Genomic DNA, 25,450 nt, shown 5'->3' on the forward strand with positions numbered 1-25,450 from the left:
AGGGGGCGTTGACATTTCAACAACATGCATTGCGCAAAAGGGAACTTGTCTTCTACGGTTGTGTCATTGCTCACGGAGATGTGGGCGCCGATCCTTACCCCCAATGAAGTGAAAAGGAGGATCACGTTGAACGACACCTTCCTGTCCGATCTTGGACAGTTCCTCGTCAAAAGATCGGCAGACATAGCCGAATCCGCCGCCCAGCACCTGGTGGTTGTCTTGGTTTCCCTGCTCATAGCAACAGTCATCGGTGTGGGGGTCGGTGTCCTTGTGTGGAACAGGCCCGTCAGCCGTTCGATGGCCATCGCCGGGGCCGGTGTGGGCCTGACCATCCCGTCCATGGCGCTCCTGGCACTCCTTATCCCCGTGCTGGGACTCGGTTGGGCTCCCACCGTTGTGGGTCTGGCCTTCTATGCATTGCTTCCCATCATCCGCAACACTGTGGTGGGACTGCGCGAGGTACCGCCGGCCGTGTCCGAATCCGCACTTGGCATGGGGATGGGCACCGTGAAGACGCTGTTCCGGGTCCAGTTGCCTATGGCCTGGCCGGTAGTGCTCACCGGCGTCCGCGTTTCGGCCCAGCTGTCCATGGGCATCGCAGCGATCGCTGCCTACGTGGGTGGTCCCGGGCTGGGCGAAATGATCTTCAAGGGCCTCTCGAGCCTGGGGTCCAAGAATGCCCTGAACTTCGCCGTCGTCGGAACCGTCGGTGTCATTGTCCTTGCCCTGCTGCTGGATGGCGCGTTCGTGCTCATCCGCCGCCTCACTACCTCAAGGGGACTTCGTGTCTGAAACAACAACCCGTCCGGCCGCAGGCGCACGGATCGTTCTCAAAGACGTCACCAAGACGTACTCCGGCCAAGTGATTCCCGCCGTCGAATCCTTCTCCATGGATATCGCCCCAGGCGAGCTGATCATGTTCGTTGGTCCGTCCGGCTGTGGGAAGACCACCACCATGAAGATGATCAACCGGATTATCGAACCGAGCTCGGGCTCGATCACCATTGACGGTGAGGATGTCCTGTCGCTCAACCCCAACGAGCTTCGCCGCCGGATCGGCTACGTCATCCAACAGATCGGCCTGTTCCCGCACATGACCATCGAAGAGAACATCTCGGTTGTGCCCAAGCTCCTAGGCTGGGACAAGAAGCGCACGCGGGACCGCGTCGAAGAGCTCCTGGCCGTCGTTGAGCTTGACCCCAAGACGTTCGCCTCCCGCTACCCGCGCCAACTGTCCGGCGGGCAACAGCAGCGCGTTGGTGTTGCGCGGGCCTTGGCGGCCGATCCGCCGGTCATGCTCATGGACGAGCCGTTCGGAGCCACGGACCCCATCACCCGGGAGAAGCTGCAAAGCGAATTCCTGCGCCTTCAGGAGAAACTGAGCAAGACCATCGTGTTCGTCACCCATGACTTCGATGAAGCTGTTCGCCTTGGCGACCGGATCGCCGTGCTCTCCGAGCGTTCGCAAATTGAGCAGTTCGACACTCCCGCCAACATCCTTGCCAACCCCGCCAACGAATACGTCTCCCAGTTCGTCGGACACGGCGCTGCCCTCAAACGGCTGGGACTCATCCCCGTAGGCCACGCGACGTTGGGACCGGCTGCGGGAGAAACCGCCATGACCGTTGGCGTGGACGACTCCCTGCGGGACGCCCTGGATGCCTTGGTGCTGTCCGGCGGCCTTCCTGTCGAAGTCCTGGATCAGAGCGGCAGGTCCGTGGGAACCATCGACATCGAACGAATCTCGGCGGTCCTTGGCGCCGAAATCCTCCCGCCAGCCCTTGCCGGGGGAGTACGGCCATGACTGCACAGGCAACGGGGGAGCTGGCCACATCCTTCAGCACGGCCTCCAACCGCAACGGCAAGTACTTCTCCTTCAAGCGGTTTGGAACGCCGCTGATCATCGTCGCTGCGCTGCTGGCCCTGTTCCTCTGGATCTCCTCGCTCACTCTCGATTCGATCGAGCTGCGCACCCTCAACTGGGACTACCTTGCCGACCGGACCAAGGAACACCTCCTGCTGACGGTCACGGCATCCGCGATTGTGTCCCTGATTGCCATCCCGGCCGGCATTGCACTGAGCCGCGTGCATTCCAAGGCTGTCCATGCCGTGGTGTTCGGTATTGCCAACATAGGGCAGGCAACTCCCGCCATTGGCCTGGTGATCCTTCTCGCCATCGTGTGGAAGACAGGCTTTGAAGTGGCACTGGTTGGCCTGGTGGCTTACTCGGTCCTACCTGTTCTCCGGAACACCTTGGTGGGACTCCAACAGGTGGATGCCAGCCTCACGGAAGCTGCCAGAGGTATGGGCATGCGTCCGCTGGAAGTGCTGGCCCGGATCGAACTGCCCCTGGCCGTCCCGGTGATTATTGCCGGACTACGGACCGCGCTGGTCTTCTGCGTCGGCGTCGCCACCGTTGCCACGTTCATCAACGCCGGCGGCCTGGGCGACATGATCGTCAACGGCCTCAAGCTCCAGCGGTGGCCCGTCCTCATCACAGGAGCCGTCGTCGTCTCCTGCATCGCCCTGACCATCGACTGGCTGGCAGGCCTCGCTGAAGACCTGCTCAAGCCAAAAGGCATCTGACTTTCCTACTCCCCGAAGGACAACATCATGAAGAAACCTGCAATGACTCTCCTGGCCACCGGCGTGTCCGTGGCCCTCAGCCTCACCGCCTGCGGTGGCTCGGCGTCCTCCAGTTCAAGCGGAGCGGGAAGCAACGAGCTCGAAGGCCTCACCGGCGTATTCGGTGCCAAGGACTTCTCTGAACAGTTCATCCTGTCCCACATCGCCAGCCAGGTCCTGAACGCCCACGGCGCGGACACCACCACCAACACCAGCGTTGTGGGCTCCGCCAACGTCCGCACGGCTTTCGAGACCGGCCAGTTCGCCGGCTACTGGGAGTACACCGGGACGTCCTGGATCACCTACAACAAGCAGACCACCCCCATCAAGGACAAGACGGAGATGTTCAAAGCCGTCAAGGACGCTGATGCCAAGAAGGGCATTGCCTGGCTGGACCCTGCACCCCTGAACAACACGTACGCGTTCGCCATCCGTGAGGACAAGGCCAAGGAACTCGGCATCAAGAGCCTCTCGGACGTGGCCAAACTTCCTGCCAGCGAGCAGACATTCTGTGTGGAAAGTGAATTCTCAACCCGTGATGACGGCTTGCCCGGACTGCGCAAAGAGTACGGTCTGAGCCCGGACGCCAAGGTTTCCATGCTGGACACAGGCGTCATCTACACCGCCACCCAGAAAGGCCAGGACTGCAACTTCGGCGAAGTCTTCGAAACGGACGGCCGCATCCCCGCTCTGAAGCTTCAGGTCATGGAAGACGACAAGAACTTCTTCCCCATCTACCAAGGTGCCCTCACCATCAAGGCCGACATCCTCGCCAAGTACCCGGCCATCGCGGACATCATGGCAAAGGTCTCGCCGAAGCTCAGCACCGAGGTCATGCAGCAACTGAACGCCAAAGCTGACGTTGACGGCGAAGACCCGGAAGACATTGCCAAGGAATGGCTCGAATCCGAAGGACTGATCTGAAAATGACTGAACAGCTCCAAATCGGCGAGTCCTTCATTGGAGACGGCGTCAACGCAGCGCACGTCAACACTGTCCTCGGACACAGGAGTGGTCCTGCCGGAACCGCCTGGGCAACTGCATTGGCCACGCCCAGCGCCGGCCACGTTCCGTTCGTCACCGTCCTCCGCCCCTCACTCCCGGTCAAACCGCTGACCCTCTTCGTCACCAAAGCGGCCCCCGCCAGCGACCGGCACGGCAACCTCATCTGGGGTGCCGCGCAGGCCGGAATCGCCGCGGGTGTCGCCGATGCTGTCGCCGATGGCATTCTCACCGATGACCAGGCCGATTCGCACGCGCTGATCGCCGCGGTGTGGGTGAACCCCAACGCGGACGACGACGACGCCGTCTACCGCAATAACCGTGAGTCGGTCCGGACTGCTTTGGAGAACGGGGTCAAGAATCTCCCGTCCACGGCGGCCGTGATCGAGGCACGCAACTCCCCGTCCAATCCCTTCTTCACCCCGCGAGGCTGACAGCAATGAAGATCACCGCAATCCGGCTGACCCGCATGGTCCTGCCGTTGGACCCGCCGTTCAACGCAGCCTGGGATCCTGAACCCCGCACGTCCTTCCCGGCAACATTGGTGGAGGTGGAAACTGACGAAGGCATCACCGGTGTAGGCTCCGGCGACACGATGGACGGCTTCGAAGCCTATGAGCACCTGTTCATCGGAACCGATCCGCTGGCCATCCTCAACCAGGTCCGCAGGATCGAAACCATCAACTTCCATGGCGGACGCTACTGGCCCCTCGAAGCCGCGCTGTGGGACATCATCGGCAAAGTAGCCGGACTCCCGGTAGCGACACTCTTCGGCGGAGCCCAGGACCGCCTGGTGGCCTATGCGTCCTCCGGCGAATTGAAGGCACCCGCGGCCCGGGCCGAGTCGGCACTCGCGGCGAAGGAGCGCGGCTTCAAAGCCATGAAGATCCGTATCTCCCGAGACCACCTTGATACCGGCGTGGAGTCCGTCCGTGCTGCCAGGGAAGCCGTGGGCAAGGACTTTGACCTGATGGTGGACCTCAACCAGATGTGGCGCATGAGCGGCGACATCGAACCGGCCCTGGAACTCGCCAAAGTCCACCGCCTGGCGAGTCAGTTGGCTGAACTGGATGTCCGGTGGCTCGAGGAGCCACTACCGCAGTCTGACATCAAGGGCGCGCAGCGTGTCCGCGAGCAGACCGGGATCCAGGTCTCGGGCGGGGAGATGGTCCGCAGCATGCCGGAAATGATGGCACTCATCGAAGCGGATGCATACGACATCTACCAGCCCGACGTGGCCTTGGCGGTGGGCATGTACCGCGCCCGCCAAGTCGCCGAAACGGCAAACCTGAAGCACCGCTTCTTCACCCCGCATACGTGGAGCAACGGCTTGGGCTTGCTGGCCAATCTGCACGTGGCCGCAGGCGTTGATGCGGGGCCATACTTGGAATTCCCCTATGACCCGCCGGGCTGGACCCCGGAGCGCCGCGACTTCTTCATGGAGCCGCTGGACATCGACAACGACGGTGCGCTCCGCGTGCCCGACCTGCCGGGCCTGGGCGCCGTCATCGACTACGACGCCGTCAAGAAGTACTCGGTCTAAGGAACCCGCCATGGCAACAACAAGAAACGACTGGATTCAGCGGGCGGCGGCCCAACAGCCAGCCACGGGACTGTATATCGACGGCGGTTTCCGCGCAGCACGCAGCGGCGAAACATTCCCCACTGTCTCGCCGAGGGACGGTTCCGTCACGGCTCACGTAGCGGCAGCCGGGGATCAGGACGTGGACGACGCCGTCCAGGCAGCGCACCGGGCCTTTGAGTCGGGGGTATGGTCCCGGACGGACCGCCGCCACCGGCAAGCCGTCCTGACACGGCTCTCCGACCTCATCCTGGAAAGCCTTGAGGAATTAGCCTTGCTGGAGTCCACCGATGCCGGCCACCCCATCAGCGACGCGATCGCCGTCGATGTGCCCAGTTGCGCGCGGACTTTCCGCTGGTACGCGGAGGCCTTGGACAAGGTTTACGACGACGTTGCGCCAACCCCGCGCAACGCCCTTGCGGTCATTTCCAGGGAACCACTGGGCGTGATCGGCGCCGTTGTTCCCTGGAACTACCCGCTGATCATCACGGCCTGGAAGGTGGCTCCGGCCCTCGCGGCCGGGAACTCGGTGGTCCTCAAGCCTTCGGAGCAGACCAGCCTGAGCGCGTTGCGCCTGGCCGAACTCGCCACCGAGGCAGGCGTGCCGGACGGCGTGTTCAACGTCGTCCCCGGCCTCGGTCACGTTGCGGGCGCCGCCTTGGGCAGGCATGACCTCGTGGACAAGATCACTTTCACGGGCTCACCCGAAGTTGGGCGGTACTTCCAGCGCTATGCCTCCGAATCGAATGGCAAGCAGGTGGCGCTGGAGTTGGGCGGGAAGTCGCCGCAGGTGGTTCTTCACGACGTCGGAGACATCGCCTCGTGCGCATCGGCCGTGGCGTGGGGGATCTTCTACAACGCCGGGCAGACCTGCCATGGCGGCTCACGCTTGCTGGTGGACGAGCGTGTCCACGACGAGTTGGTCGAAGAGGTCATCAAGGTGGGGCGGTCGCTGCAGCTCGGCGACCCGCTGGATCCTGCCACCCAGATCGGTGCGATCATCGATGACCGGCAGCTTGAGAGCATCCTGGGCTATTACGCCGTCGCAGAAGAAGAGGGCATCGCAGTGGCCAGCGGCGGCACCCAAGTCCACCCTGCCGGCGTCGAAGATGGCTACTACCTGGAACCCACGGTCCTGGACCGGGTCAACAACTCTGGACGGATTGGCCAGGAGGAGATCTTCGGCCCCGTGCTTGCAGTGAGCACCTTCCGTGGCGCGGCCGAGGGTATCCGGATGGCGAACGACACCAAGTACGGACTGGCCGCCAGCGTGTGGACGCAGGACATCACCAAGGCGCACACCGCCGCACGTGAGCTGCGGGCCGGAACGGTGTGGGTGAACACCTTCGATGTCGCGGACATCATTACGCCCTTTGGTGGCTTCAAGGAGTCCGGGTTCGGCAGGGACCGTTCCCTGCATGCCCTGGATGCCTACTCCGCCCTTAAAACCACATGGATCAACCTGGGCGAAGCTGCCCTGGATGACTGACAAATCAAGGATTCTCACGCCATGACAACAACAACGCACGCCGCACCGTCCGGGACCGCTTCGCTGGAGCCTGGCATCGCCCGCATCGGTTTCATCGGCCTTGGCAACATGGGCTCGGGTATGACGCGCAACCTCCAGGCCGCCGGCTTCCAGCTGATCGTCAACGACGTCCGCAAGGAATCAGCCGCTGAGTTCCTCGCCAACGGCGCAGAATGGGCGGAGGACGCAGCGGCAGTCGCCGCCGGCTCCGACGTCGTCATCACCATGCTTCCTACGCCCAAGCACGTGGAGACGGTCGCCCTGGGACCAGGCGGCATCCTTGCCGGACTGCCCGACGGCGGCATCTGGGTGGACATGTCCACCTCGGTTCCGGAGGTGGCCAACAGGGTACGCGAAGCGGGCTCGGTCCGCGGCATACGCGTCCTGGATGCACCCGTCAGCGGCATGTCCGTAGGCGCCGCGAACGGCATGCTGCAGATCTTCATCGGAGGCGAGGCGGCGGACGTCGAACGTCTTCGTCCCGTGTTCGAAGCGATGGGCGATCCGGAACGGATCCTGCACGTAGGTGGCCACGGTGCCGGCTACGCGGTGAAGCTCATGATCAACCAGTTGTGGTTCTCGCACCTGGTGGCCACCGCCGAGGTCCTCAGCACCGGCGTGAAGGCGGGCGTGGACCTGGAAGTACTTCGTCAGGCGCTCATCGCCAGCCCGGCGAATTCCAACTTTGTGGAGAACGACGTCCTGTCCATACTCAACCACGGCGACTACGACGAAGGCTTCGCGATTGCCCTGGCGTGCAAGGACCTCGGTTTGTCCGTGGACCTGGCCCGCTCCGTGGGTGTCCCCATGGAGTTGTCCGGCCTGGTGGAGCAGCTGTACCGCCGGGCAAAAGCGCTTTACGGCGACAAGGCCGGGGAGATGACCCCCGTGAAACTTTATGAAGACGCTATCGGCGTGCAGTTGCGGACGCCCCTGCCGGCCGCCGGCATCGCCGCAGAAGGAGCTTGAACATCATGCAGACAAGTATGCAGATCCACGCCGAACTGGCCTCCACGGAGCTGACGTTGGACCCCAAACCCACCGCCTACTTCGGGCGTGGGAAGGTGACCGAGGTTGGTGGAATTGTTGCTGCCCTTGGCGCGAAGTCAGCCCTGATTGTCACGGACCCGTTCCTTGCCACCACGAACGTTGTTGCGGCCGTGCAGGCGTCCTTGGAAGCAGCCGGGCTCGCCGTCAGCGTGTTCGACGGGGTCACGCCCAACCCCACCACCACGTGCGTCGACGCCGGCTCGGACCAGGCCGCGGATTCCGGAGTGGATGTCCTGGTCCCTGTTGGTGGGGGATCGTCCATGGACGCAGCAAAGGGAATCTCGCTGGGTGCCGTGAATCCGGCCAGGGGAGCGGGGCTGGACTACAGTAACCACTTCGAGAACACAGCCCTGCCGATTGTTGCGGTGCCCACTACCGCTGGCACCGGTGCCGAGGTGAACGCCTTCGGTGTGGTCACGGACGTTGACGCACACCGGAAGTTCTATGTGGGCCACGAATCGGCACTGCCCAAGGCAGCCGTGCTGGACCCCGAACTGACCCTCGGACTCCCGCCGAAAGCCACCGCGGCCACCGGCATGGACGCGCTCACGCACGCCATCGAGTCCTACTCATCCATCCGGCAGAACCCGTACTCCGACGGCATTGCCCTCCAAGTCGTGTCCATGGTTGCCGAGTTCCTGCCCCGCGCAGTGGCCGACGGCTCCGACATCGAGGCCCGCTCACAGCTTCTCCTGGCCTCGCACATTGCGGGCGTTGGCTTCTCCCACACCGGCCTGGGCCTGGTTCACGCCATAGCCCACCCACTCGGCGGCCGCTTCAACATCCCGCACGGCCTGGCGCTGTGCCTGGTAATCGAGGACGTCCTTCACCTCAACCTCCGTAACCGGCTGGACCGGAGCGCCCGGCTCGCCTTTGCACTCGGTGTGGGAGACACCGCGGCGACAGTCGAGGAGAACGCGGATGCCGCCGTCGAGGCTGTTGCAGCCCTGGCGCGGGAAGTAGGCATGACCGCGCGGCTTACCGACTTTGGCGTGACTGAAGCCGACCTCGACTCCCTGGTGGAGGACACGCTGGCGGATCCGGTCATTAACAACACGCCGGTGCCGCCCAGCGCCGTCGAAATCCGCACGATTCTCGAGAAAGCGCTCTAAGTGGAAAACACCCTGACTTTTGATACTGCTGCTCTGACAGGCGCCGAGCGCGCGTTTGTTGAGTCCTTGCCCACGCAGCTTTACGTCGACGGCCAGTGGACAACTGCGTCAAACGGCGGGACATCGGCTGTGGAGGACCCCTCGACTGGCGTCGTCCTGACCAGGATCGCTGACGCGTCTCCCGCTGACGGCGACCGCGCGTTGGCAGCGGCTGCCCGGGTCCAGGAGTCCTGGGCGGCAACCCCGCCTCGCGAGCGTGGCGAAATCCTGCGGCGGGCCTTCGAGCTGGTCACGGCCCGGGCCGAGGACTTCGCCCTGGTCATGACTCTCGAGATGGGCAAGCCGCTGGCCGAATCCCGTGGGGAAGTGGCATACGGTGCCGAGTTCCTGCGCTGGTTCTCCGAGGAAGCAGTGCGGGTTTCGGGCCGCTACTCCACGGCGCCGGACGGTAAGTCCCGACTCCTCGTGACCAAGCGACCCGTGGGCCCGTGTCTGTTCATCACGCCGTGGAACTTCCCGTTGGCGATGGCTACCCGGAAGATCGCCCCTGCCATCGCCGCCGGCTGCACCATGGTCCTCAAACCGGCCAACCTCACCCCGTTGACGGCCTTGCTGTTCACCCAAGTCCTGGAGGAAGCAGGTCTTCCGGCGGGCGTCCTGAACGTCATTCCCACCACCCGCCCGGGCGACGTCACCGGACCGCTCATCCGGGACAGCCGCCTGCGCAAACTCTCATTCACCGGATCAACCGGCGTGGGACAGCAGCTCATTGCGGACTCTGCGCATCAAGTGCTCCGGACGTCCATGGAACTTGGCGGCAACGCGCCGTTCCTGGTCTTCGAGGATGCGGACTTGGATGCCGCAATTGACGGCGCCATGGTGGCCAAGCTCCGGAACATGGGGGAGGCCTGCACAGCCGCCAACCGGTTCATCGTCCACGAGTCACTGGTTCGGGAGTTCAGCCAGCGCCTCGCGGACCGGATGGGCGGCCTCAAGCTGGGCCGCGGTTCAGAGACGGGCACCAACATCGGGCCCCTGATCGACGCCAAGAGCCTGGCCAAGGTCGACGAACTGGTCCGCGACGCCGTCGCCGGGGGAGCCACGGCGCTTACCGGTGGTGCGCCGACGGGCGGCGGCGGCCACTTCTACCCGCCCACCGTCCTTACTAATGTGCCGGCCGCCGCGCGGATCCTTCATGAGGAGGTCTTTGGCCCTGTGGCTCCTGTGGTCAGTTTCCGGACCGAAGCAGAGGCGATCGCGCTGGCAAATGACACCGAGTACGGTCTGGTGGCCTACGCCTACACGCGCGACCTCAACCGCGGTATCCGTCTGTCCGAAAAAGTGGATGTGGGCATGTTCGGCCTCAACACTGGCATCGTGTCCAACCCAGCGGCGCCGTTCGGCGGTGTGAAGCAATCCGGTCTCGGGCGCGAAGGCGGCACCGAAGGCATCGAGGAATTCCTGGAAACCCGCTACATCGGCATCGCGGACCCCTCCTGATGCTTCGTTTACTTGTCACGGGCGGCACCAGCGGGATCGGTGCCGCCCTGGTCCGGGAGTCCCTGCGGGCCGGTCATTCTGTCTTCACCACCGGCCGTGACCCCGGCAAGTTGTCGGCGCTCCTGGAATCGTTCTCCGGACTTGGGCTTGTTGGTGGCATCGTGGCGGATGCCGGCCACTGGGAGCAGACCCGGGATGCCGTATCCGCAGCGCAGGAGTTCCTTGGCGGGATCGATGTTGCCGTGGCCAACGCCGGGTTCTCATCGTCTGGCGACCTTGCCGACGGCGACCCGAATCGTTGGCGTGACATGGTGCTCACCAACGTTTACGGCCCCGCGATCCTGGCCAAGGCCGCACTGCCGCAACTCCTGGAGAACCGGGGCCACATGGTACTAATCGGCAGCACAGCAGGTAGGAAGGTTTACCCCGGGAATCTGTACACTGCCACCAAATGGGCCGTGACGGGCTACGCGGAGTCACTCCGGCAGCAACTGGTGGGGACCGGGGTACGCGTACTGCATATCGCACCCGGACATGTTGACACGCCCCTGTGGAAGGAAGCACCGGATGCCTTCATTCCGCCTGAGGCTGTGGCAGGGACGATGTTGTGGGCGCTGACCCAGCCACCCGGCGTCGACGTTTCAGAAGTCATGGTCCGGGCAACAGGGCAGGCCTTCTAGGTGTAAATCACTGTTACAGAGTAGGTTGGCGGCGAGGCGGACAGTTCGTGGCGACGGGCTGGTATCCCGGAAATCACCTTGGCCGCTGCTTACCCATGCTTTCCTGTCGTCCGCCGCAGCCTCGTCGACCCATCCGCCTCCTGTTAGCCTGCGACACGAATCTCTACGATTTCGTCTCGCCACAGGCACTTCCGCTGCCTATGAGAGATGCGAAAACAGGTTCTCCACTTCTACTCGTCGACTAAACTGGCATGCACGGATGTTCATGAGCCGGGAGTAGCTGGCCTGGGCATTTTCCCGCCTGGCAAGCCGCAAGAGACAGACAGCAATAGACGTACTAGCGGTGACTGGGATCATTTGCTTGAAGCTGGTGTGAGGTGTGAGACCTCAGCCCAGTAGGTGTTGTCCAGCTTCCCCAGCACTCCATCGGGCGGCTCTGCAGTCAGCCGGCTCGTCGGGATCGCGACCCACAGAATGCCATGCCGGACGCCGACTGCAAGGCTGTACTGGGTGGGGCGTACATCGATGATGGGTGCATGCGGCAATGGGCCAAAACGACCCCTGCAACGTGGATTCGTGCATTAGATGCAGGAAACCTACGACCGCAATCCATCCGCTGGCAAATTCATGGCCGGGCCCGAAGAACTTTCATGGCGGAAACACCGAATTCGTCATGGGACGGGAGTTCCCGCAGCTACTTCTGCTCCAGTACTTTAAAGCCGATAAAGACCTTTCGTCAGCCTGCCGACGGATATTCGGTGGACTCCAATGAGTTGCCGGAACAGCTGACGGGATCCCTGTTCTGGGTCTGCAGGGGTGGTCGGCATCGCCCTGTAGCATCAGGCGTTGCCGATGATGGGCTGTGCGAGGCGGATCACTCCCAAGCCAGGCCCAAGGAATTCACTGGCACGCCGTGGCGACGCCGTCTACCGTCCTCGCGGACTTCAGCAGCTCGGCAAGCGGCCCTTCCTGGCCTGGTCAGGATTCCGCTGTCGTTGATCCTCATCATGGACGCCGAGGCCGACTCCGGCCAGGTGGCATTGTTCAGCAACGCCGGTGTTCGGGCGGGTGGAGCTGGTGCTGCTTAAGGGCGAGGTGCCGGCCTAGCTCCTCCCGGCATCCAGCAGACTGGCCGCGGCGTACTGTTCCACCACCCTGCCGAGAACCTCGATCAGGCGCACCGTTCGTGCCGGCGGTTGATCCCGGGCGGGGGTCACCGCGCACAGCAGCGAGGCAGGGACGTCCTCCTCGATCCGCAGCGGGACCAAACTTCGACCACAGTGTGTCTGGTGTGTCAGATGCTGGTGGTGCAGCAGTGAATATCCGAGCCCGGAAGCGACATAGGAGCGAATCACCTCGTAACTTGGCGAGGTGTATTTGATGCGCGGTGTGATGTTCAATGTGCGGAAGAAGCTCATATAGCGGCTGAAGGAATGGGGAATCGAGAGGAATGCCGCTGGCTCATCAGCCAGTTCGTGTAGTGATACCGAGGTTCGGCCCGCACGAACCAGCCGGTGGTCCTCGGAGACGACGACGTGGGGTGCGATGGCGCGGAGCGGTGTTGCCCCATACTCCTCTGTGAGCTCATCGGCATACATCAATGCCACGTCAAGCTGCCTTCGATGCAGCGCCTCCGGAAGCGCGTCCAGATCGCCCTCTATCAGCGTGAGTACGACACCGGGCATGAGGCGGGCAGCCTCCAACAAGATCGTCGATGAGTAGAACGGGGCCAGCGGAGCATAGATTCCCACGCTCAGCTCACCCTGCAGTGGATCATCCGTACCTCTTGCGATGGATCCCAAGCGCCCGACCGAATCCAGCAGTGGTTCCAGTGCCGCCAGGAGACGGCTACCCGCAAGCGTCGGTTCGACGCCCTTGCGGGGGATCCGGGTGAGAAGTTGGATGCGGTACTGCCGCTCAAGACGAGCGATTGCCGTCGACAGAGTGGGCTGGGTGACGCTGAGGGCTTCTGCCGCGCGCGTCACACTTCCAAGTCGGACCACTGTGCGGAAGTACTCCAGTTGGACGAGGGTTGCGTCGTCGATCACGGCCCCGATCTCCTTGTATTGATTTTGACTATGCTAGCGCGAGAAAGCATTGATTCGACGCACGTCCAATATCAGGGCAAGCTGTGAGCGTCATCACAGCAAGATACTGAGATACTTTGGAGGCTTTAGTGGGTCAATCACCCTCCCGATATGCCGATCCCCGGGCCGGCCGGGCCGGTTCGATGCAGAAGCGGGTCCTGGCTGGCGGCGCGGTCGGCCAGTTCATCGAGTTCTACGATTTCAGCCTGTACGGGCTAACCGCCCTGATTCTGGCGACGCATTTTTTCCCCTCGGGATCGACATTCACCGGACTGCTGGCCACCTTCGCCACCTTCGGCGTTGCCTTCCTGATCCGTCCTCTCGGCGGCCTGTTCTTCGGGGCGCTGGGCGACCGCATCGGCCGGAGGCCCGTCCTGTTCATCACCCTGATGGGCATCGGCCTGGCGACAGTCGGCATCGGCCTCATGCCCTCCTACTCCGCCATCGGGCTCGCCGCTCCAGTCCTGTTGGTCCTGTGTCGGCTCGTCCAGGGATTCTCTGCCGGCGGCGAATCCGTTGGGGCGCCGGCCTTCGTGCTGGAGCATGCGCCGCTGGAGCGGCGCGGACTATGGCTCTGCATCACCATTGCGGCGACGGCGCTGCCCGGCGTCTTCGCCAGCGGCCTGATCCTGTGGCTGAACATCGTCTTCGGTCCGGAGGGATATGAACAGTGGGCCTGGCGCGTCCCGTTCCTGCTGGCCCTGCCATTGTCGGTGTTCGGATTCTGGATCCGCAGCCGCACCGAGGAATCACCGGAGTTCCAGCAGGTGCTCCGGTCCGCCGAAGCCAAGGAGTACAGCCCCATCCGCGAGGCCTTCCGTACCAATGGGGGACGCATGGTGCAAGTAGCGCTGGTGTGCGGTATGACGGCACTGTCCTTCTACTACCTGGCCGGCTACTTCGTCTCCTTCCTCCAGACCGCCGGTGGACTGAGCCGCGGGGCTTCGCTGGGGCTGAACGCGGTGATCATGGCCATCTTGGCGTTATCCACCCCGCTAGCCGGTCTGATCAGCGACAAGGTCGGACGGCGGCCGATGCTGCTGTTCGGCTCATTGGGCATGGCCGTCCTGGTCATTCCCGCGTTCCTCCTGATCACCAGCGGCAACGTCTGGGCGGCTCTGCTCGGTCAGGTGGTATACATCCTGCCGCTAATCATCTTTAGCTCCGGCAGCGCCACGATCTTCGTGGAAATCTTCCAGACCAAAACCAGATTCACCTCCGCGGCAGTGAGCTACAACGTCGGCTATGCGCTTCTCGGCGGCACCGCCCCGATCATCGGCACCTGGCTGGTTGAGACCACCGGTTCACTGATATCGCCCGGCGTGTACCTGGCCATCTACGCCGCAATCGTCTTCCTGGTGGTCCGCTTCGGCGGGGTCCCCGAAACCCACCCGCTGCTCAGAAACCGCGACGCGGCAGTACCAACTCTCATCAATCAGTGAACGGAAATCTTCCTCATGACCACCCCAAGCACCGATACGACCGTATGTTTCGCAACCGCCAGTGACCTGTTGGATGGATACCGGCGCCGTGAATACAAGCCCAGCGAGGTCCTCACGGACCACTTCGCGCAGATTGACCGCACCAACCCGGCCACCGCGCTGGGGGTCAATGCACTCACACAGGAGATGCGGGAAACGTCCATGAACTCGGCCCTCGCGGCCGACGAGGCCTACGCCCGCGGCGGACAGTTACCTCCGCTGCTCGGCGTGCCACTGGTGACCAAGGAGAAGCACGCGATCACAGGGCTCCCTGTCACCCAAGGACTGGGCACCGAGCGGGCACAGGTACCCACAGCCAACCAGGCCATCGTCCAGCGCGTGCTGGACGCAGGAGTCGTGCTCCACGCACGAACCACCACCCCGGAATTCTCCTGCGCTTCTGTCACCCATTCCAAGCAGTGGGGTGTGACACGAACCCCGTGGAACCTCCAAGCCGGTCCCGGTGGCTCCTCTGGCGGTGCGGGTGCGGCACTTGCCGCCGGCATGAGCACGCTGGCCACGGCCAGCGATATCGGAGGCTCCACCCGCATTCCGGCGGGATTCAACGGACTGGTCGGCTACAAGGCCCCCTATGGCCGCGTTCCCGGGGCGGCGCCGTTGAGCGCCGACTGGTATCGCAGCGATGGGCCGATGGCACGCAGCGTCGCCGACGTGGCCCTGCTGCAATCGGTGATGGCCGGGCGCCATGCCTCTGACCATGCATCCTGGGGCGACCACGGATCCGACTACCTCAGTCATATCCTGGCCGGGAATGTAGAGTCGATCCGCGGCGTGCGCATCGCCTACAGCCCCACACTCGGAGGGTTCCCCGTTGCCGCAAGCATCCGCGCGAACACCGAGGCGCTTGTCGCGCGGCTGATGTCTGCAGGCGTCCACGTCGACTTGGTCGAGCCACAATGGAGCGTGGAACAGGTCCTTGACGCGATCTTCTCGCACTTCGGTGCCATCATGGGCAGGGCACTGCTCCAGCAGGTCGGGGGAGATCCGGAAGAGCTATCCGGATATGCGCAGCTGTTCGTGGCGCAGGCCGCGGATGCTGCCGGGCGTGGAACCCTGGTGGATTCACTGGCCAAGGACGCGGTGATTCAACAGGAGCTGGCGGGCATCATGGAAGGATACGACGTGCTGCTGACCCCGACCCAGGGCGCGGAGATGCTCCCGGCGGACGGAAACTTCACCGATGGCATCACGCTCGAGGGGCGCCACTTTGAGAACTACATGGCCGCCCACATGACGATGCCGTTCAACGTGGCCAACCGCTGCCCGGTCATGGCGCTGCCCACCGGCTTGTCGGGCGTGGGCGTGCCCACCAGCGTCCAAGTCGTCGGACACCCCTTCGACGAGGCCATGGTCTTCAGGATCTCTGCGGCGATCGAGGCGATCAGCGAGCCACTGGGGCGCCCGGACGGATTCTGACACCCAGTTCTGGCCCTTCAGCACCGTCATGAACTCGATGCCCCTGACGCTTGGGATGGGGATGTTCGGTATCCAGGCCGTCGCCAGCACCGGGGCGCTGAGTTTACAGTCGCGCATGGTGGCACCGAGGACACCGAATTCGCCCCCGTTTCCTCCCCATATATCTCCCCTTATATATAACCCATATATAAGGAGAAGAAACCGGGCCTATGCCAGCGCCCGAGCCACGTCGTGGCCGGCAGACTTCGTCGGCTTGTGCCGTGATCTGTCATAGCGTGTGGTGGTCCGGGATCCGCTCCTGAAAGTCGTCGACGTTTGCTTTCCAAAACCGGCGACGGGGGGTTTTGGAGATGTCTTCCACGACAGTTCGGGCAGAGGTTCAGGTGCGTCGGGTTTTAGCGCCTTTCATTGTTCTCTAGTGAAGGGATGCCCGGCCGTGATGCGGACCAAGAGAGGCATGGTACAAGTGGCATGCCACATTGGCCGGATCGGTGCGGGTGGCTTTCGGAACTGCGATGCCGGCGCGCCTGGACCATCGCCTGGCTGCTTTTAACCAGTCCTTTGGTGGCACAAAAAAGCCGGACAACGGTGACTGACGCAGCCTCTTCTGCGGGCCCCCTGCCGAGTTTCAAACGCCGATAACGGATGTTTTGTCACAACGGGGAAGCCCCTCCTGACGCCCGCTTTCTGGAGCTGGAATATGGCAAAAAGAAAGTGTGGACAATGTCCACACTTTTAGCTTCGGACTGGGCCGTACATCGGTCGGATCGGGTCGGATTCCGCATGTTTCCGCCGGATCCCCATGATGGCAAGGGCTGGAAGGTAGTTGGAGTCCCACCTCGGGCACGCATGACCCCTCGTCAGAGGGGTTTTTGCTTTAATGTGTGGACATTGACCCTCGGCGGGTCCCTCTGACGTTGGCCGCGGTATGTGCCTGGCGCCGCGGGGGCTGTTCGGTTGTGTGTGGGGGCGGGGTCAGGGCTTGGCTGGTGGCCCTTCCGCCTGCTGGAATCTAGGGTGTGTGTCGTCCCTTGGTGCTGTTTCCGGTGGCCAGTCGTTGGCCGTCACTCATTCATGGCCCAAGAGTTGTGGTGACGACATGACGAAGCTGAATTTTCTTCGAGGATTTTCCTCGGATAGCTGCTTGCGGCGGACCAGGCAGAGGAAGCTCACCGGGTATTTGTCCGGCCAAAGCGGGCGTGCACATTGTGCACACGTTTGTGCACGGGCAGCTTTTCGAACTGCATTTTGGTCCCTTCCGCCTGGCTCTGCCTTCACTACTTCGTGAAGTCCTTTGTTTCAGGCGACGTGATTTTGCGCCTGGATCATCGGCGTCGTTGGACGTTCCTGTCAGGGGGAACCTCTATCTGTGGCCGGCGTGCGAGCCATCGACAGCGTGAAGGTGTGTGGGATCCGGACTCTTCTTCCGGGCAGCCCTGGTTTGGTTGATCCGCCTTACTTTGGCGCCCCGAGGGCAACGCTGCTTACTTTCCCATCCGCGGAGCACATGCAGGCGTGCAATTCCGATCCGGGCGGACGGGACGCGGCGGTGGAGAACTGGCTCCGAAACGAGCCCGCCGTCGTCGTCCCTATCCCTAAGACCGCGGGCCTATGACGTTTCGAGGCCCAGGGCCTGAGGGCCCGGCCCTTGTCCATGTTCCAGCCGGCGACCATTCCGGAGCCGATCATTAGGTCGCTGAGCCTGGCCAGTTGGTCGGCCCCGGACGTGTCTGTCAGATTTGTGCGTCGTTCTGATAGCGGAGCCACCGCTGGGTTTGAGGGTCCGGAATGCAACTTGGGGAACCGGGAGCGATCCAGAGTTTCGGGAGGAAATAAGCGACGGAGGAGCGCCGAACGAAACTCTGGATCGAGGTCGGCGCGGAGCGCCCTGGTTGCGTGGAGGACCGGCCCAGCGATGATGGGGATCAGAAAAGACAAACAGCGAAGTTGCTTCAGGTGGGGGGAAGCCTCTCACATACTGGTCTCTGAGCCCGAGGGTTATGAAACGATGAAGGCCACTTCAAGCACCAGCAGTAAGCGATCGGCCATGGAGGAGTGGCCGCGCCGGGAGGCACCGGAGCGGCCAGGGGGCTCAGCGTCTGGGCATGGGCGCCGTCGTTGATCACTCTTTCGTAGCTCAGACCGCCGGGCTCAGATGGATCACTCCAGGCGCGTATAAGACTACTGGGGAAGAAGCCAAATCGTATGCTTCTTGGGGAGCCCTCTTACGACTCGTCAAGGCGACAATCTCTTGTTCGATCGAGTGCCCTTATCCTCCACTCGGACCTACCCATGCGCTGAAGTCGCCCCTCCTTCCTTCGCCGCGTTCGTCGTCATCCTTGCCACATCGACGACAGCGTCTATAGACCGTTCCGTCGTCGGCATGTTCGAGATGCCATTCGTGTCGAATGTTGAGTTTGCACAGCAGGGCCTGGATCATGGCGGCCTCCGATTCGAATCGCAGGGCTCTGTACTCCTAATGATGGCCTTCCCGCCCGCCCGGGGGAATTGGCACATGTTTCTTGACCGGCACACGACGATCATCAGCCAGCCCCCAAAGCGCTGCAACGGTTCAGGGGTGCACCGCCGTGCAGCGGTCGGGCTATGTTTCTCGGATCACCGGCGGTGACCCAGATGGACTCACCATGAGGTGCCGCGTCGAGCCTTTCGGACTACCGACGCAGTTGCTGCGTCTGTATCATGGCGTTCACATTCGACCTCGACACCAACGCGATCATCGCGTATTCCCTCGACGGCAAGGTCTTGGCAGACGACTGCGCTGTGTTGGCAGGAGAAACTAGGTCGAAGGCCCCTGCAGCGTCACATACCGGACTGACATCTCGTCATGAAGGGTGTTCCAGTTCCTAGGAACTTCGTGGCCACACTCTCGCACTGGGCCAGCCATTTGCCGCCCGTAGCACTCCTATGACCGAACTACGGCCGTACGGTGCGGACACCGCAAGACTCTTTGGACGTCCCGCGAACCGACCGTCATTCGGGCAGTTCCATTTGGAATCCGCAGGCACATCTGAGGACTCGGGTGGAGAGATAGACCTCCAGCTCGTCTTCGGCTGTATCTTCGGTGGACAGGGGTGCTGCCAGCCGGCGGAGTTCCGAGTGCCTTCGTTCCATCGGTTGCCCGCAGTGCATGTAGTGGCCGCCCAGTATGAGCACGTCGTCTGTTTGTCCCAAGCGGGCCAGGACGAGGGACAGTTCAGCCACCCATGCGGGATGCTCACTGAATTGCCCGCACCGGCTGCAGGTGTGGGACACCACGACGACGTCGGCCGGTTGGTCCGGAGGGTGTGTCACCGAGGTAATGGTGAGGTGGCGGTCGGTGTTGCAGGCGGTGCACATTACCGGGAGCGCGCGCGGGGGCAGGTCCGCGCCGTCCGGGCGGAAGGCTGAAAGGTCGAGTGACATGATGATCAGCTGGTGTACGGGTAGCTGGCGAGGATGTAGTCCGCGGCTGCCCGTCCTTTCGTTTTCAGCCGACTGTGGTGGACATTGATCCCGCAGAGGCGCATGCCAACCCGGAAGGAGGCACTGGTTTTGGGCGCCATTCCTTGGAGCAGGCACCAGCTCGTGTACAGCCCGTAGAGGCAGTCGGCCCCCAGCGGGATGTCGGTATCGGGAGCTGGGGAGGTGGCATCGTTCAGGAACTGCTGAAAATGCGAGGTGGCCATGGCAGGCTCTTTCCTCAGGGTGCATGGAGGGCTGCCGCGAGGCAACAGCAGCGTTGCCGCCCGGCCGCGCACAAGGCCGGGAGGAGTTCATTCCTAGGGTTAGGGTCGGGAAGTAGCGTTTCCTGCATCGAATTTACCCCCGCGGAGGAGCGGCCGTAAACGCCTTGCCGGTCACGATCGAGACTCAATTGCCGGGCCTCACCCACGCTTGGCGAGGTGGGCGTCCTCGGTCCCCGGGCGTTGTTGGACGGCAGGAGCCGTAGCCGGGTGATCATTTCGCCGTCACGTCGGGAGGGGAGCCTGGGCAGTAGTCTCGTATGGCGTCCAATGCAGCGGGAGCTGGGGAGTTAGGTCGTATTTGTCCCTGAGGAGGTCGTCGATCGACAGTTGACCGGCAAGGGGATGAATGCCTCCCGGCTCAATTTCCGTTCGTCCCCGTGGCATGCCTTGACAGTACGAACATTGCCCACGGAAAACGGGGCAGACACGCTGAACCGGGTGTGAGGAGCGGCATTAGTTCTGCAGTCCGGGTGGGTTGAGAGTTCCTACGTCCGGCGCCATCCCGTAATGATGCGACCGGTCCATGCCAGAAGGCTGAGGGACCCGGCGAGGACCAGCAGAGTGGCGAATACGACGGCCTGTCCGAGGAATATCAGCAGGGCCACCCCAAGAGTGCCTGCATAGGTCAGGGACAAGCTCAGCGTCGAGAGGTCGTTCACGGCTGTTCTTCTTCTTCCTGACCGGCATAGGATTCGTGCGCGGGTTGCGGGCTGTCAAAGTCCCTGGCGTGCGGTCGTCACGGTGTGAAGAATGCTTTCGGATCCTCGGAGCCCAGAAGGTCCCGGTGGAATGTGATGGCGTCGACCGGATCGGTGTCGACGAAAAGGATGGCCACTGCCATGGAGTGCACCACCGTGTACCTGGTCGGGCCCTCCACCCAGGACGACATCCCGGTGTACTCTCCGACGTCCAGACCTTCGCCGAGCAGGCCCCTGCCCGCAAGCAGTTCGTACACTGCGTGCCACGCCCAGTCCAAAAGGTCGTTGATCGCTGCATCCACGGTAGGAGCGCTCATATATTGATGGTGGCACTGCCCGCCCCGTTCGGGTGCGCACACGCCGCGCGTGTCGGGCACGGCCAAGGTAAATGTCATATAGGTCCCGTCTTTTTGGATTCGATCAGGCGTCCCGGGCAGGCTTGCGGCAGACGAGGCGGCTGGCGCGGCTCTCAGAGACGGGCCCGTCACCGACGGTCATTCCGCTGAACACGGCGACGAGCACACTGGCGGTGCTGGCGTCGTGGACGAGGTAGTCGGGGCTGGCCGGCACGGGATGTGTCTGTCAGATGTGTGCGTCGTTCTGATACATGGAGTCACCGCTGGGTTTGAGGGTCCGGAGTGCAACTTGGGGAACCGGGAGCGGTTCAAAGTTTCGCGAGGAAATAAGCGACGGAGGAGCGCCCGCCCAGATGCATTTCTGAAGCGTCCTGTGTACGGTGCGGCTGTTCATTTCGAGCTGTCCAGCTACGCCAACAATTCTCCGGGCTCTGGGATGACGAGCTCCGTCGCTACCGTTAGATCCATACCATCAACGTGACACAGCCTGCGAAGCCCGTAGCCGTAATTCCCTTAGAACAGCGGCCAGGGCACCGCCGACATCTCACCGCTCGGAGCCGGAAACCGCCCTGCCAAGCGCAACCGGGCGCACCGCGCGGCGAGCGATGCGATTTCTTCGGCGCTGAGCAAGTCCGCCAGGTCTCGACCCAGCCCACCGTGCAGTCCGTCGCTGACACGATCGATGCCGTCGCGTTCCTCGGCGGTCAGAGCGTCTCCCAGCCATCCCCACAACACCGTGCGCAGCTTGTGGTCACGGTGAAAGGTGAGCCCATGGTCCACACCGTGCCGGTGTCCGTCCGTCATGGCAAGAATGTGGTCGCCTTTGCGGTCGGCGTTGTTGACGACAATGTCGAACACCGCCATGCGTCTGAGCGCTGGGGAGTCTTCGTGAACGAGGGCGAGCATCCGTCCGTTCTCATCTCGTCCCTCGAGAACGTGTTTCCAGCCCGTCTCCGGCACGTGGTCCGCCGCGACCAGGTTCACGGCGCTTTGGGCGGGGTCCTGCTCCTGCCAGAGCTGGACCATTCCTTCGCCCAGCGGACCATCGCGCAGCCAAGTCTGCGGCACGACGTCCCAGCCGAGGACCTGCGAGACCAGGTAGGCGGCCACCTCCCGCTGAGCCAGGGCGCCGTGCGGAAAATCCCACAGCGGACTTTCGCCTGCTATCGGCTTATAGACGACCACCACGTCGCCGATGCTGCCCAGAAATGTAGCGTTTGAAGCCGTAGTGATGCGGCCGGTGAGCGTCAGCTCGGCGGTCACTAGGTCCGGCGCTGGCATCAGACCTCGGGAAGCGTGCAGATGTGCCCGTCGGCGTCTATGGGGTAACCGCAGAGCGAGCACGTCGGACGCCCGGCGCCCACGATCTCACGGGTGCGCATGGCGAATGCGCGGGCGGTGCCGACCGGCATGCGCACCAGCAGCATTTCGGGCTCGTCAGCGCCGTCCTCATCAAGTGATTCGTCGTCGTCATCAGCATTGACATCGGTGATGGGGTAGGCCTCTACTACGACCTGGGCCGTGGTCGGGTCCCAACCTAAGCTCATGGCTCCGGCGCGAAACTGCTCCTGAACGGCCTCGAGCTGATCATTGTCGACAAGTTCAATGGGAGTACTCGTGGGAACGCTGAAGGGGTTGCCCTCGACGGTAATGAGCTGGTCGAGAATTTCGTCGATCTTCTCCGCGAGCAGAGCCGACTGCTGCTTCTCCAGGGCAATACTCACGATCTGCGTCCCTGCCCGCACCTGCAGGTAGAAAGTGCGCGCCCCCGGAAGACCAATGGTGCCAACGACGACCCGATCAGGCCAGGCAAACTCGTGAACACGTGTAGGCATGTCAGTATTCTAGGCACATGAGGTTCATGGCGCCTTTTGCCCTGCACCGCCGCCCACCGGCGCATCGCCAGAATGGATGCCGTTCGACAGCCACGACAGATCACCCGCGTCGGTGTTGGTGGCGTAAACGCTCGGCCGACTAGCGCCGTAGCGCACGATCGATACGGAGGCGGGGCCTACGTTAATTCGCTGGAACAGGTCAAGGTGCATGCCGAGCGCGTCGGCAAGGATTGACTTGATGATGTCACCGTGACTCACCGCCACCCACACGGCCCCTGGCCCGTACTCGGCTTCGAAGGCCGCATCATGGCGCCGAATCGCTGCCACCGACCGAGCCTGCATCGCGGCCATGGATTCACCGCCGGGAAAGACGACGGCCGACGGTTGCGACTGCACAACCGGCCACAAATCCTCGGTCGCGAGATCACTGAGCATGCGGCCCTGCCACTGGCCGTAATCGCACTCGGTCAGACCGAGATCGACCGGCGCGTACGGCGAGCCAGCCTGGCGATCGAGGATGAGCTGGGCGGTCTCCTGACAACGCTCAAGAGGGCTCGACACCACCCCGACTACAGGCACGGCCGCGAGCCGCTCTCCGGTCAGAGCCGCCTGGTCGCGCCCGACCTGGTCCAAACTGACTCCGGCCACCCGACCCGCCAGCAGTCCAGTGGCATTGGCTGTGGTGCGGCCGTGCCGCACGAGAAGAACTGTCGCCATCCACCCAGCCTAACCACCCCGCTCGATGTCGGTTGAACTGTACCGGGTCGCGCGTCGAACAGGCAGATAAAGCACTGGCGGAACCCTTCAAGCACGCCGACGCGCTCAAAGCCGCCCAGACGGACCCGGCACGCATTGACCAGCTCATGGCCGGCGCAGCAAAACGGGAAGAATCCCCGGTTGAACTCGACCCCCCGCATGGAGGATGTCCTGTACCGGGCTTGAGGCCTTCATCGATTTCGCCGGCATCAGTACCACCAGTGCAGCCATCGCCGCCGCAGGCTACGCCGCACGCATGGTCCAGGTGGGTGCCCGCCGAGCGCAGTCGGGGTTCGTGCTCACTGACCTGATACGAAAGGAGTTGGAACTCCTCGGGTCCTCCGGAACGTCGCTGGACGACGCGGTTGGGGTGTTCGGGTGCCTGAGGGCGAATCCAAATGTCGATATATCGCATGACACCGCCCCAGATTGCGACAAGTCGGCAGCGGCCTATCTTCTGCCGGCAACATCTTCCCTGCGATGTTAAGAGAGAAATCCGTAAGTCACTGTACCGTCACCATGAAAAATCAAGATTCGACTTGGGCCGTTAATCCAAACCCAGAAGTATGTCGCGTCCTCGCTGACGTTGTCCACAGGGCCGTGATTCGGTTCGAAACCGTTGCCTGTGACGGTAACCCGGTCGCCCGGATCCAGGTGGACCCAATAGTGATAGTCAATGGGTCGAGCTTGGGCCGCAAGCGGTCCCGGGGTTGCCAGAGTGTCCCCGTTCATGTGATTCCTACCGATTGGCAGCTTTCAGCGTTCCCTGGGGATTGCTTTAGCGGCGTATTGCGCCTTGGCCGGAGGGACACCAGCGTCGGCCGTTACAGGTGGCGTCCGTATATGAAGAGAAAGCGGGGGTGTGCACACCCCCGCTTGATCACCTTGCCCGGCCCTGTAGAGCAGGTGCGATTTGGGTATCGGTCAGCCGAGGTCCGGGATCAGCAGTACCTTGGAGGCATCCCCGGTGAGCAGCTCTACGGCTTCGTCGATCTGGCTGAGTTTCATGCGGTGCGTGATGAGCCAGTCGAGTTCCAGTTTTCCGGAGTCAAGCAGCAGCAGGCTTTGTTCCCAGGTTTCCCAGAGCCGGCGGCCGAAGATGCCGCGCAGGGTGATGCCCTTTTTGTTGATGTATGCCGCGATATCGACTTCCGCCGGCCGGCCGGGGTGTCCGACGGTGATGACGGTGGCTTCGCGGCGGACTGCTTCGAAGAGTGTCGTCAGGGTGCCGGGTGCTCCGGAGCATTCGAAGCCGACGTCGAAGCCACCGCGACGGCCAGTCAGCTCGCGGCAGCGATCAACGATGCCGTCGTTGGGGTGCAGTGCGATCGCGCCGAGTTTCTCGGCCTGGGCACGTCGGTAGGGGTTGGGGTCCACGGCGATGACGTGGGAGGCTCCCATGAGCAGTGCCAGGTTTACGACCACCAGGCCGACGGGTCCGGCACCACTGACGAGCACGGCCCGTCCTGCGACGGAGTAGTTGGCGCGCTGGATGGCGTGGACTGCGACGCCGGCTGCTTCGAGCAGGGCACCGGATTCGAGGGACAGGCCGGTGGGGAGTTTGACGCAGATGTCCTGGGGAACGGCGGCGTATTGGGCGAAGACGCCGTCGATGTGCATGCCCAGGATGCCGGTGCGTTCGCAGGTGTGGGCGTCCCCGGTGCGGCAGGGGAAACACTGCCCGCAGGTGAGGTGGCTTTCAAGCGCCACCTGGTCGCCCACGCGCAGCCCGGTGACACCGGCGCCGACCTCGACGACGGTGCCTGCGCCTTCGTGGCCCAGGATTACCGGGAGGTTGAGGTTGAAGGCCTGCGCGGAGGGGGTCCATTCATACAGTTCCCGGTCGGTGCCGCAGAGGGATGCGGCGCCTACTTCGATGACGACTGTGCCTTCTGTTGCTTTGGGGTCTCCGGCGTCGGTGACGTATGTAACGCCTCGTTCGGCCGCTGTTTTGACTACTGCCCGCATTGGGGGC

General features: G+C 63.1%; 23 protein-coding genes. 13 read left to right on the forward strand and 10 right to left on the reverse strand.

The annotated features are described in order from the left end of the window. Positions 1-78 precede the first annotated feature (78 nt). The 11 genes from J2805_RS20265 to J2805_RS20315 are packed head-to-tail and all read left to right on the forward strand — an operon-like array spanning position 79 to position 11,079. The gene (locus tag J2805_RS20265; protein ID WP_309979687.1) at positions 79-792 is read left to right on the forward strand and encodes an ABC transporter permease; all 714 of its coding nucleotides are present in this window, start codon (positions 79-81) and stop codon (positions 790-792) included. Continuing rightward, a complete protein-coding gene (locus tag J2805_RS20270) occupies positions 785-1,804 on the forward strand; it encodes an ABC transporter ATP-binding protein (protein ID WP_309979490.1) in 1,020 nt (339 codons plus the stop codon). The genes J2805_RS20265 and J2805_RS20270 overlap by 8 nt, the downstream gene beginning before the upstream one ends. Next, positions 1,801-2,586 carry an ABC transporter permease gene (locus J2805_RS20275; RefSeq protein WP_309979492.1) on the forward strand — a complete coding sequence of 262 codons (786 nt, stop codon included), beginning with the start codon at positions 1,801-1,803 and terminating at the stop codon, positions 2,584-2,586. Before J2805_RS20270 ends, J2805_RS20275 begins: the two co-directional genes overlap by 4 nt. 27 nt (positions 2,587-2,613) lie before the next feature. Then, positions 2,614-3,549 carry a glycine betaine ABC transporter substrate-binding protein gene (locus J2805_RS20280; protein WP_309979494.1) on the forward strand — a complete coding sequence of 312 codons (936 nt, stop codon included), beginning with the start codon at positions 2,614-2,616 and terminating at the stop codon, positions 3,547-3,549. Positions 3,550-3,551: 2 nt separating this feature from the next. After that, entirely contained in the window at positions 3,552-4,061 is a 510-nt protein-coding gene (fae, locus tag J2805_RS20285) for a formaldehyde-activating enzyme (RefSeq protein ID WP_309979496.1), read from the forward strand. 5 nt (positions 4,062-4,066) lie between these two features. Next, positions 4,067-5,170 (forward strand): mandelate racemase/muconate lactonizing enzyme family protein, encoded by a 1,104-nt coding sequence (locus J2805_RS20290; protein WP_309979498.1) that lies wholly within the window; start codon positions 4,067-4,069, stop codon positions 5,168-5,170. Between the two features lie 10 nt (positions 5,171-5,180). Then, on the forward strand, positions 5,181-6,698 hold the full coding sequence (locus tag J2805_RS20295; protein WP_309979500.1) for an aldehyde dehydrogenase: 1,518 nt from the start codon (positions 5,181-5,183) through the stop codon (positions 6,696-6,698). Between the two features lie 21 nt (positions 6,699-6,719). After that, positions 6,720-7,706: an NAD(P)-dependent oxidoreductase gene (locus tag J2805_RS20300; protein ID WP_309979501.1), complete on the forward strand. Its 987-nt coding sequence runs from the start codon at positions 6,720-6,722 to the stop codon at positions 7,704-7,706. A 5-nt stretch (positions 7,707-7,711) separates the two neighbouring features. Continuing rightward, positions 7,712-8,899, forward strand: a complete 1,188-nt coding sequence (locus J2805_RS20305) for an iron-containing alcohol dehydrogenase family protein (protein ID WP_309979502.1) — start codon at positions 7,712-7,714, stop codon at positions 8,897-8,899. Then, the gene (locus J2805_RS20310) at positions 8,900-10,399 is read left to right on the forward strand and encodes an NAD-dependent succinate-semialdehyde dehydrogenase (protein ID WP_309979504.1); all 1,500 of its coding nucleotides are present in this window, start codon (positions 8,900-8,902) and stop codon (positions 10,397-10,399) included. Next, complete coding sequence (locus J2805_RS20315; RefSeq protein ID WP_309979506.1) at positions 10,399-11,079, forward strand: SDR family oxidoreductase; 681 nt, start codon at positions 10,399-10,401, stop codon at positions 11,077-11,079. Before J2805_RS20310 ends, J2805_RS20315 begins: the two co-directional genes overlap by 1 nt. Before the next feature lie 1,103 nt (positions 11,080-12,182). Here J2805_RS20315 and J2805_RS20320 read toward each other — a convergent pair. After that, on the reverse strand, positions 12,183-13,127 hold the full coding sequence (locus J2805_RS20320) for a LysR family transcriptional regulator (protein WP_309979508.1): 945 nt from the start codon (positions 13,125-13,127) through the stop codon (positions 12,183-12,185). 128 nt (positions 13,128-13,255) lie between these two features. Between J2805_RS20320 and J2805_RS20325 the strand changes: the two genes are divergently transcribed. Then, complete coding sequence (locus J2805_RS20325; protein WP_309979509.1) at positions 13,256-14,608, forward strand: MFS transporter; 1,353 nt, start codon at positions 13,256-13,258, stop codon at positions 14,606-14,608. A 15-nt stretch (positions 14,609-14,623) separates the two neighbouring features. Continuing rightward, a complete protein-coding gene (locus J2805_RS20330) occupies positions 14,624-16,084 on the forward strand; it encodes an amidase (RefSeq protein ID WP_309979512.1) in 1,461 nt (486 codons plus the stop codon). 2,991 nt (positions 16,085-19,075) lie between these two features. Here the strand turns inward: J2805_RS20330 and J2805_RS20335 are convergent. The 9 genes from J2805_RS20335 to J2805_RS20375 form a co-directional block, all read right to left on the reverse strand. Then, positions 19,076-19,507: a hypothetical protein gene (locus J2805_RS20335; protein ID WP_309979514.1), complete on the reverse strand. Its 432-nt coding sequence runs from the start codon at positions 19,505-19,507 to the stop codon at positions 19,076-19,078. Positions 19,508-19,512: 5 nt separating this feature from the next. Further along, positions 19,513-19,770 (reverse strand): hypothetical protein, encoded by a 258-nt coding sequence (locus tag J2805_RS20340; protein WP_309979516.1) that lies wholly within the window; start codon positions 19,768-19,770, stop codon positions 19,513-19,515. 545 nt (positions 19,771-20,315) lie between these two features. Continuing rightward, entirely contained in the window at positions 20,316-20,489 is a 174-nt protein-coding gene (locus J2805_RS20345) for a hypothetical protein (RefSeq protein WP_309979518.1), read from the reverse strand. A gap of 77 nt (positions 20,490-20,566) precedes the next feature. After that, on the reverse strand, positions 20,567-20,845 hold the full coding sequence (locus tag J2805_RS20350) for a hypothetical protein (RefSeq protein ID WP_309979520.1): 279 nt from the start codon (positions 20,843-20,845) through the stop codon (positions 20,567-20,569). 103 nt (positions 20,846-20,948) lie between these two features. Beyond that, positions 20,949-21,098 carry a hypothetical protein gene (locus tag J2805_RS20355; protein ID WP_309979522.1) on the reverse strand — a complete coding sequence of 50 codons (150 nt, stop codon included), beginning with the start codon at positions 21,096-21,098 and terminating at the stop codon, positions 20,949-20,951. A 299-nt stretch (positions 21,099-21,397) separates the two neighbouring features. Next, the gene (locus J2805_RS20360; RefSeq protein ID WP_309979525.1) at positions 21,398-22,165 is read right to left on the reverse strand and encodes an SCO1664 family protein; all 768 of its coding nucleotides are present in this window, start codon (positions 22,163-22,165) and stop codon (positions 21,398-21,400) included. Beyond that, positions 22,165-22,719, reverse strand: a complete 555-nt coding sequence (locus J2805_RS20365) for a DUF3090 domain-containing protein (protein WP_309979526.1) — start codon at positions 22,717-22,719, stop codon at positions 22,165-22,167. Before J2805_RS20365 ends, J2805_RS20360 begins: the two co-directional genes overlap by 1 nt. Before the next feature lie 24 nt (positions 22,720-22,743). Continuing rightward, positions 22,744-23,436 (reverse strand): histidine phosphatase family protein, encoded by a 693-nt coding sequence (locus J2805_RS20370; RefSeq protein ID WP_309979528.1) that lies wholly within the window; start codon positions 23,434-23,436, stop codon positions 22,744-22,746. Positions 23,437-24,399: 963 nt separating this feature from the next. Then, positions 24,400-25,443, reverse strand: coding sequence for an alcohol dehydrogenase catalytic domain-containing protein (locus J2805_RS20375; protein ID WP_309979530.1), 1,044 nt, complete (start codon positions 25,441-25,443; stop codon positions 24,400-24,402). Between the last annotated feature and the right edge of the window lie 7 nt (positions 25,444-25,450).

Origin of the sequence: Arthrobacter oryzae (assembly GCF_031454875.1) — a bacterium.
Taxonomy (GTDB): domain Bacteria; phylum Actinomycetota; class Actinomycetes; order Actinomycetales; family Micrococcaceae; genus Arthrobacter; species Arthrobacter oryzae_D.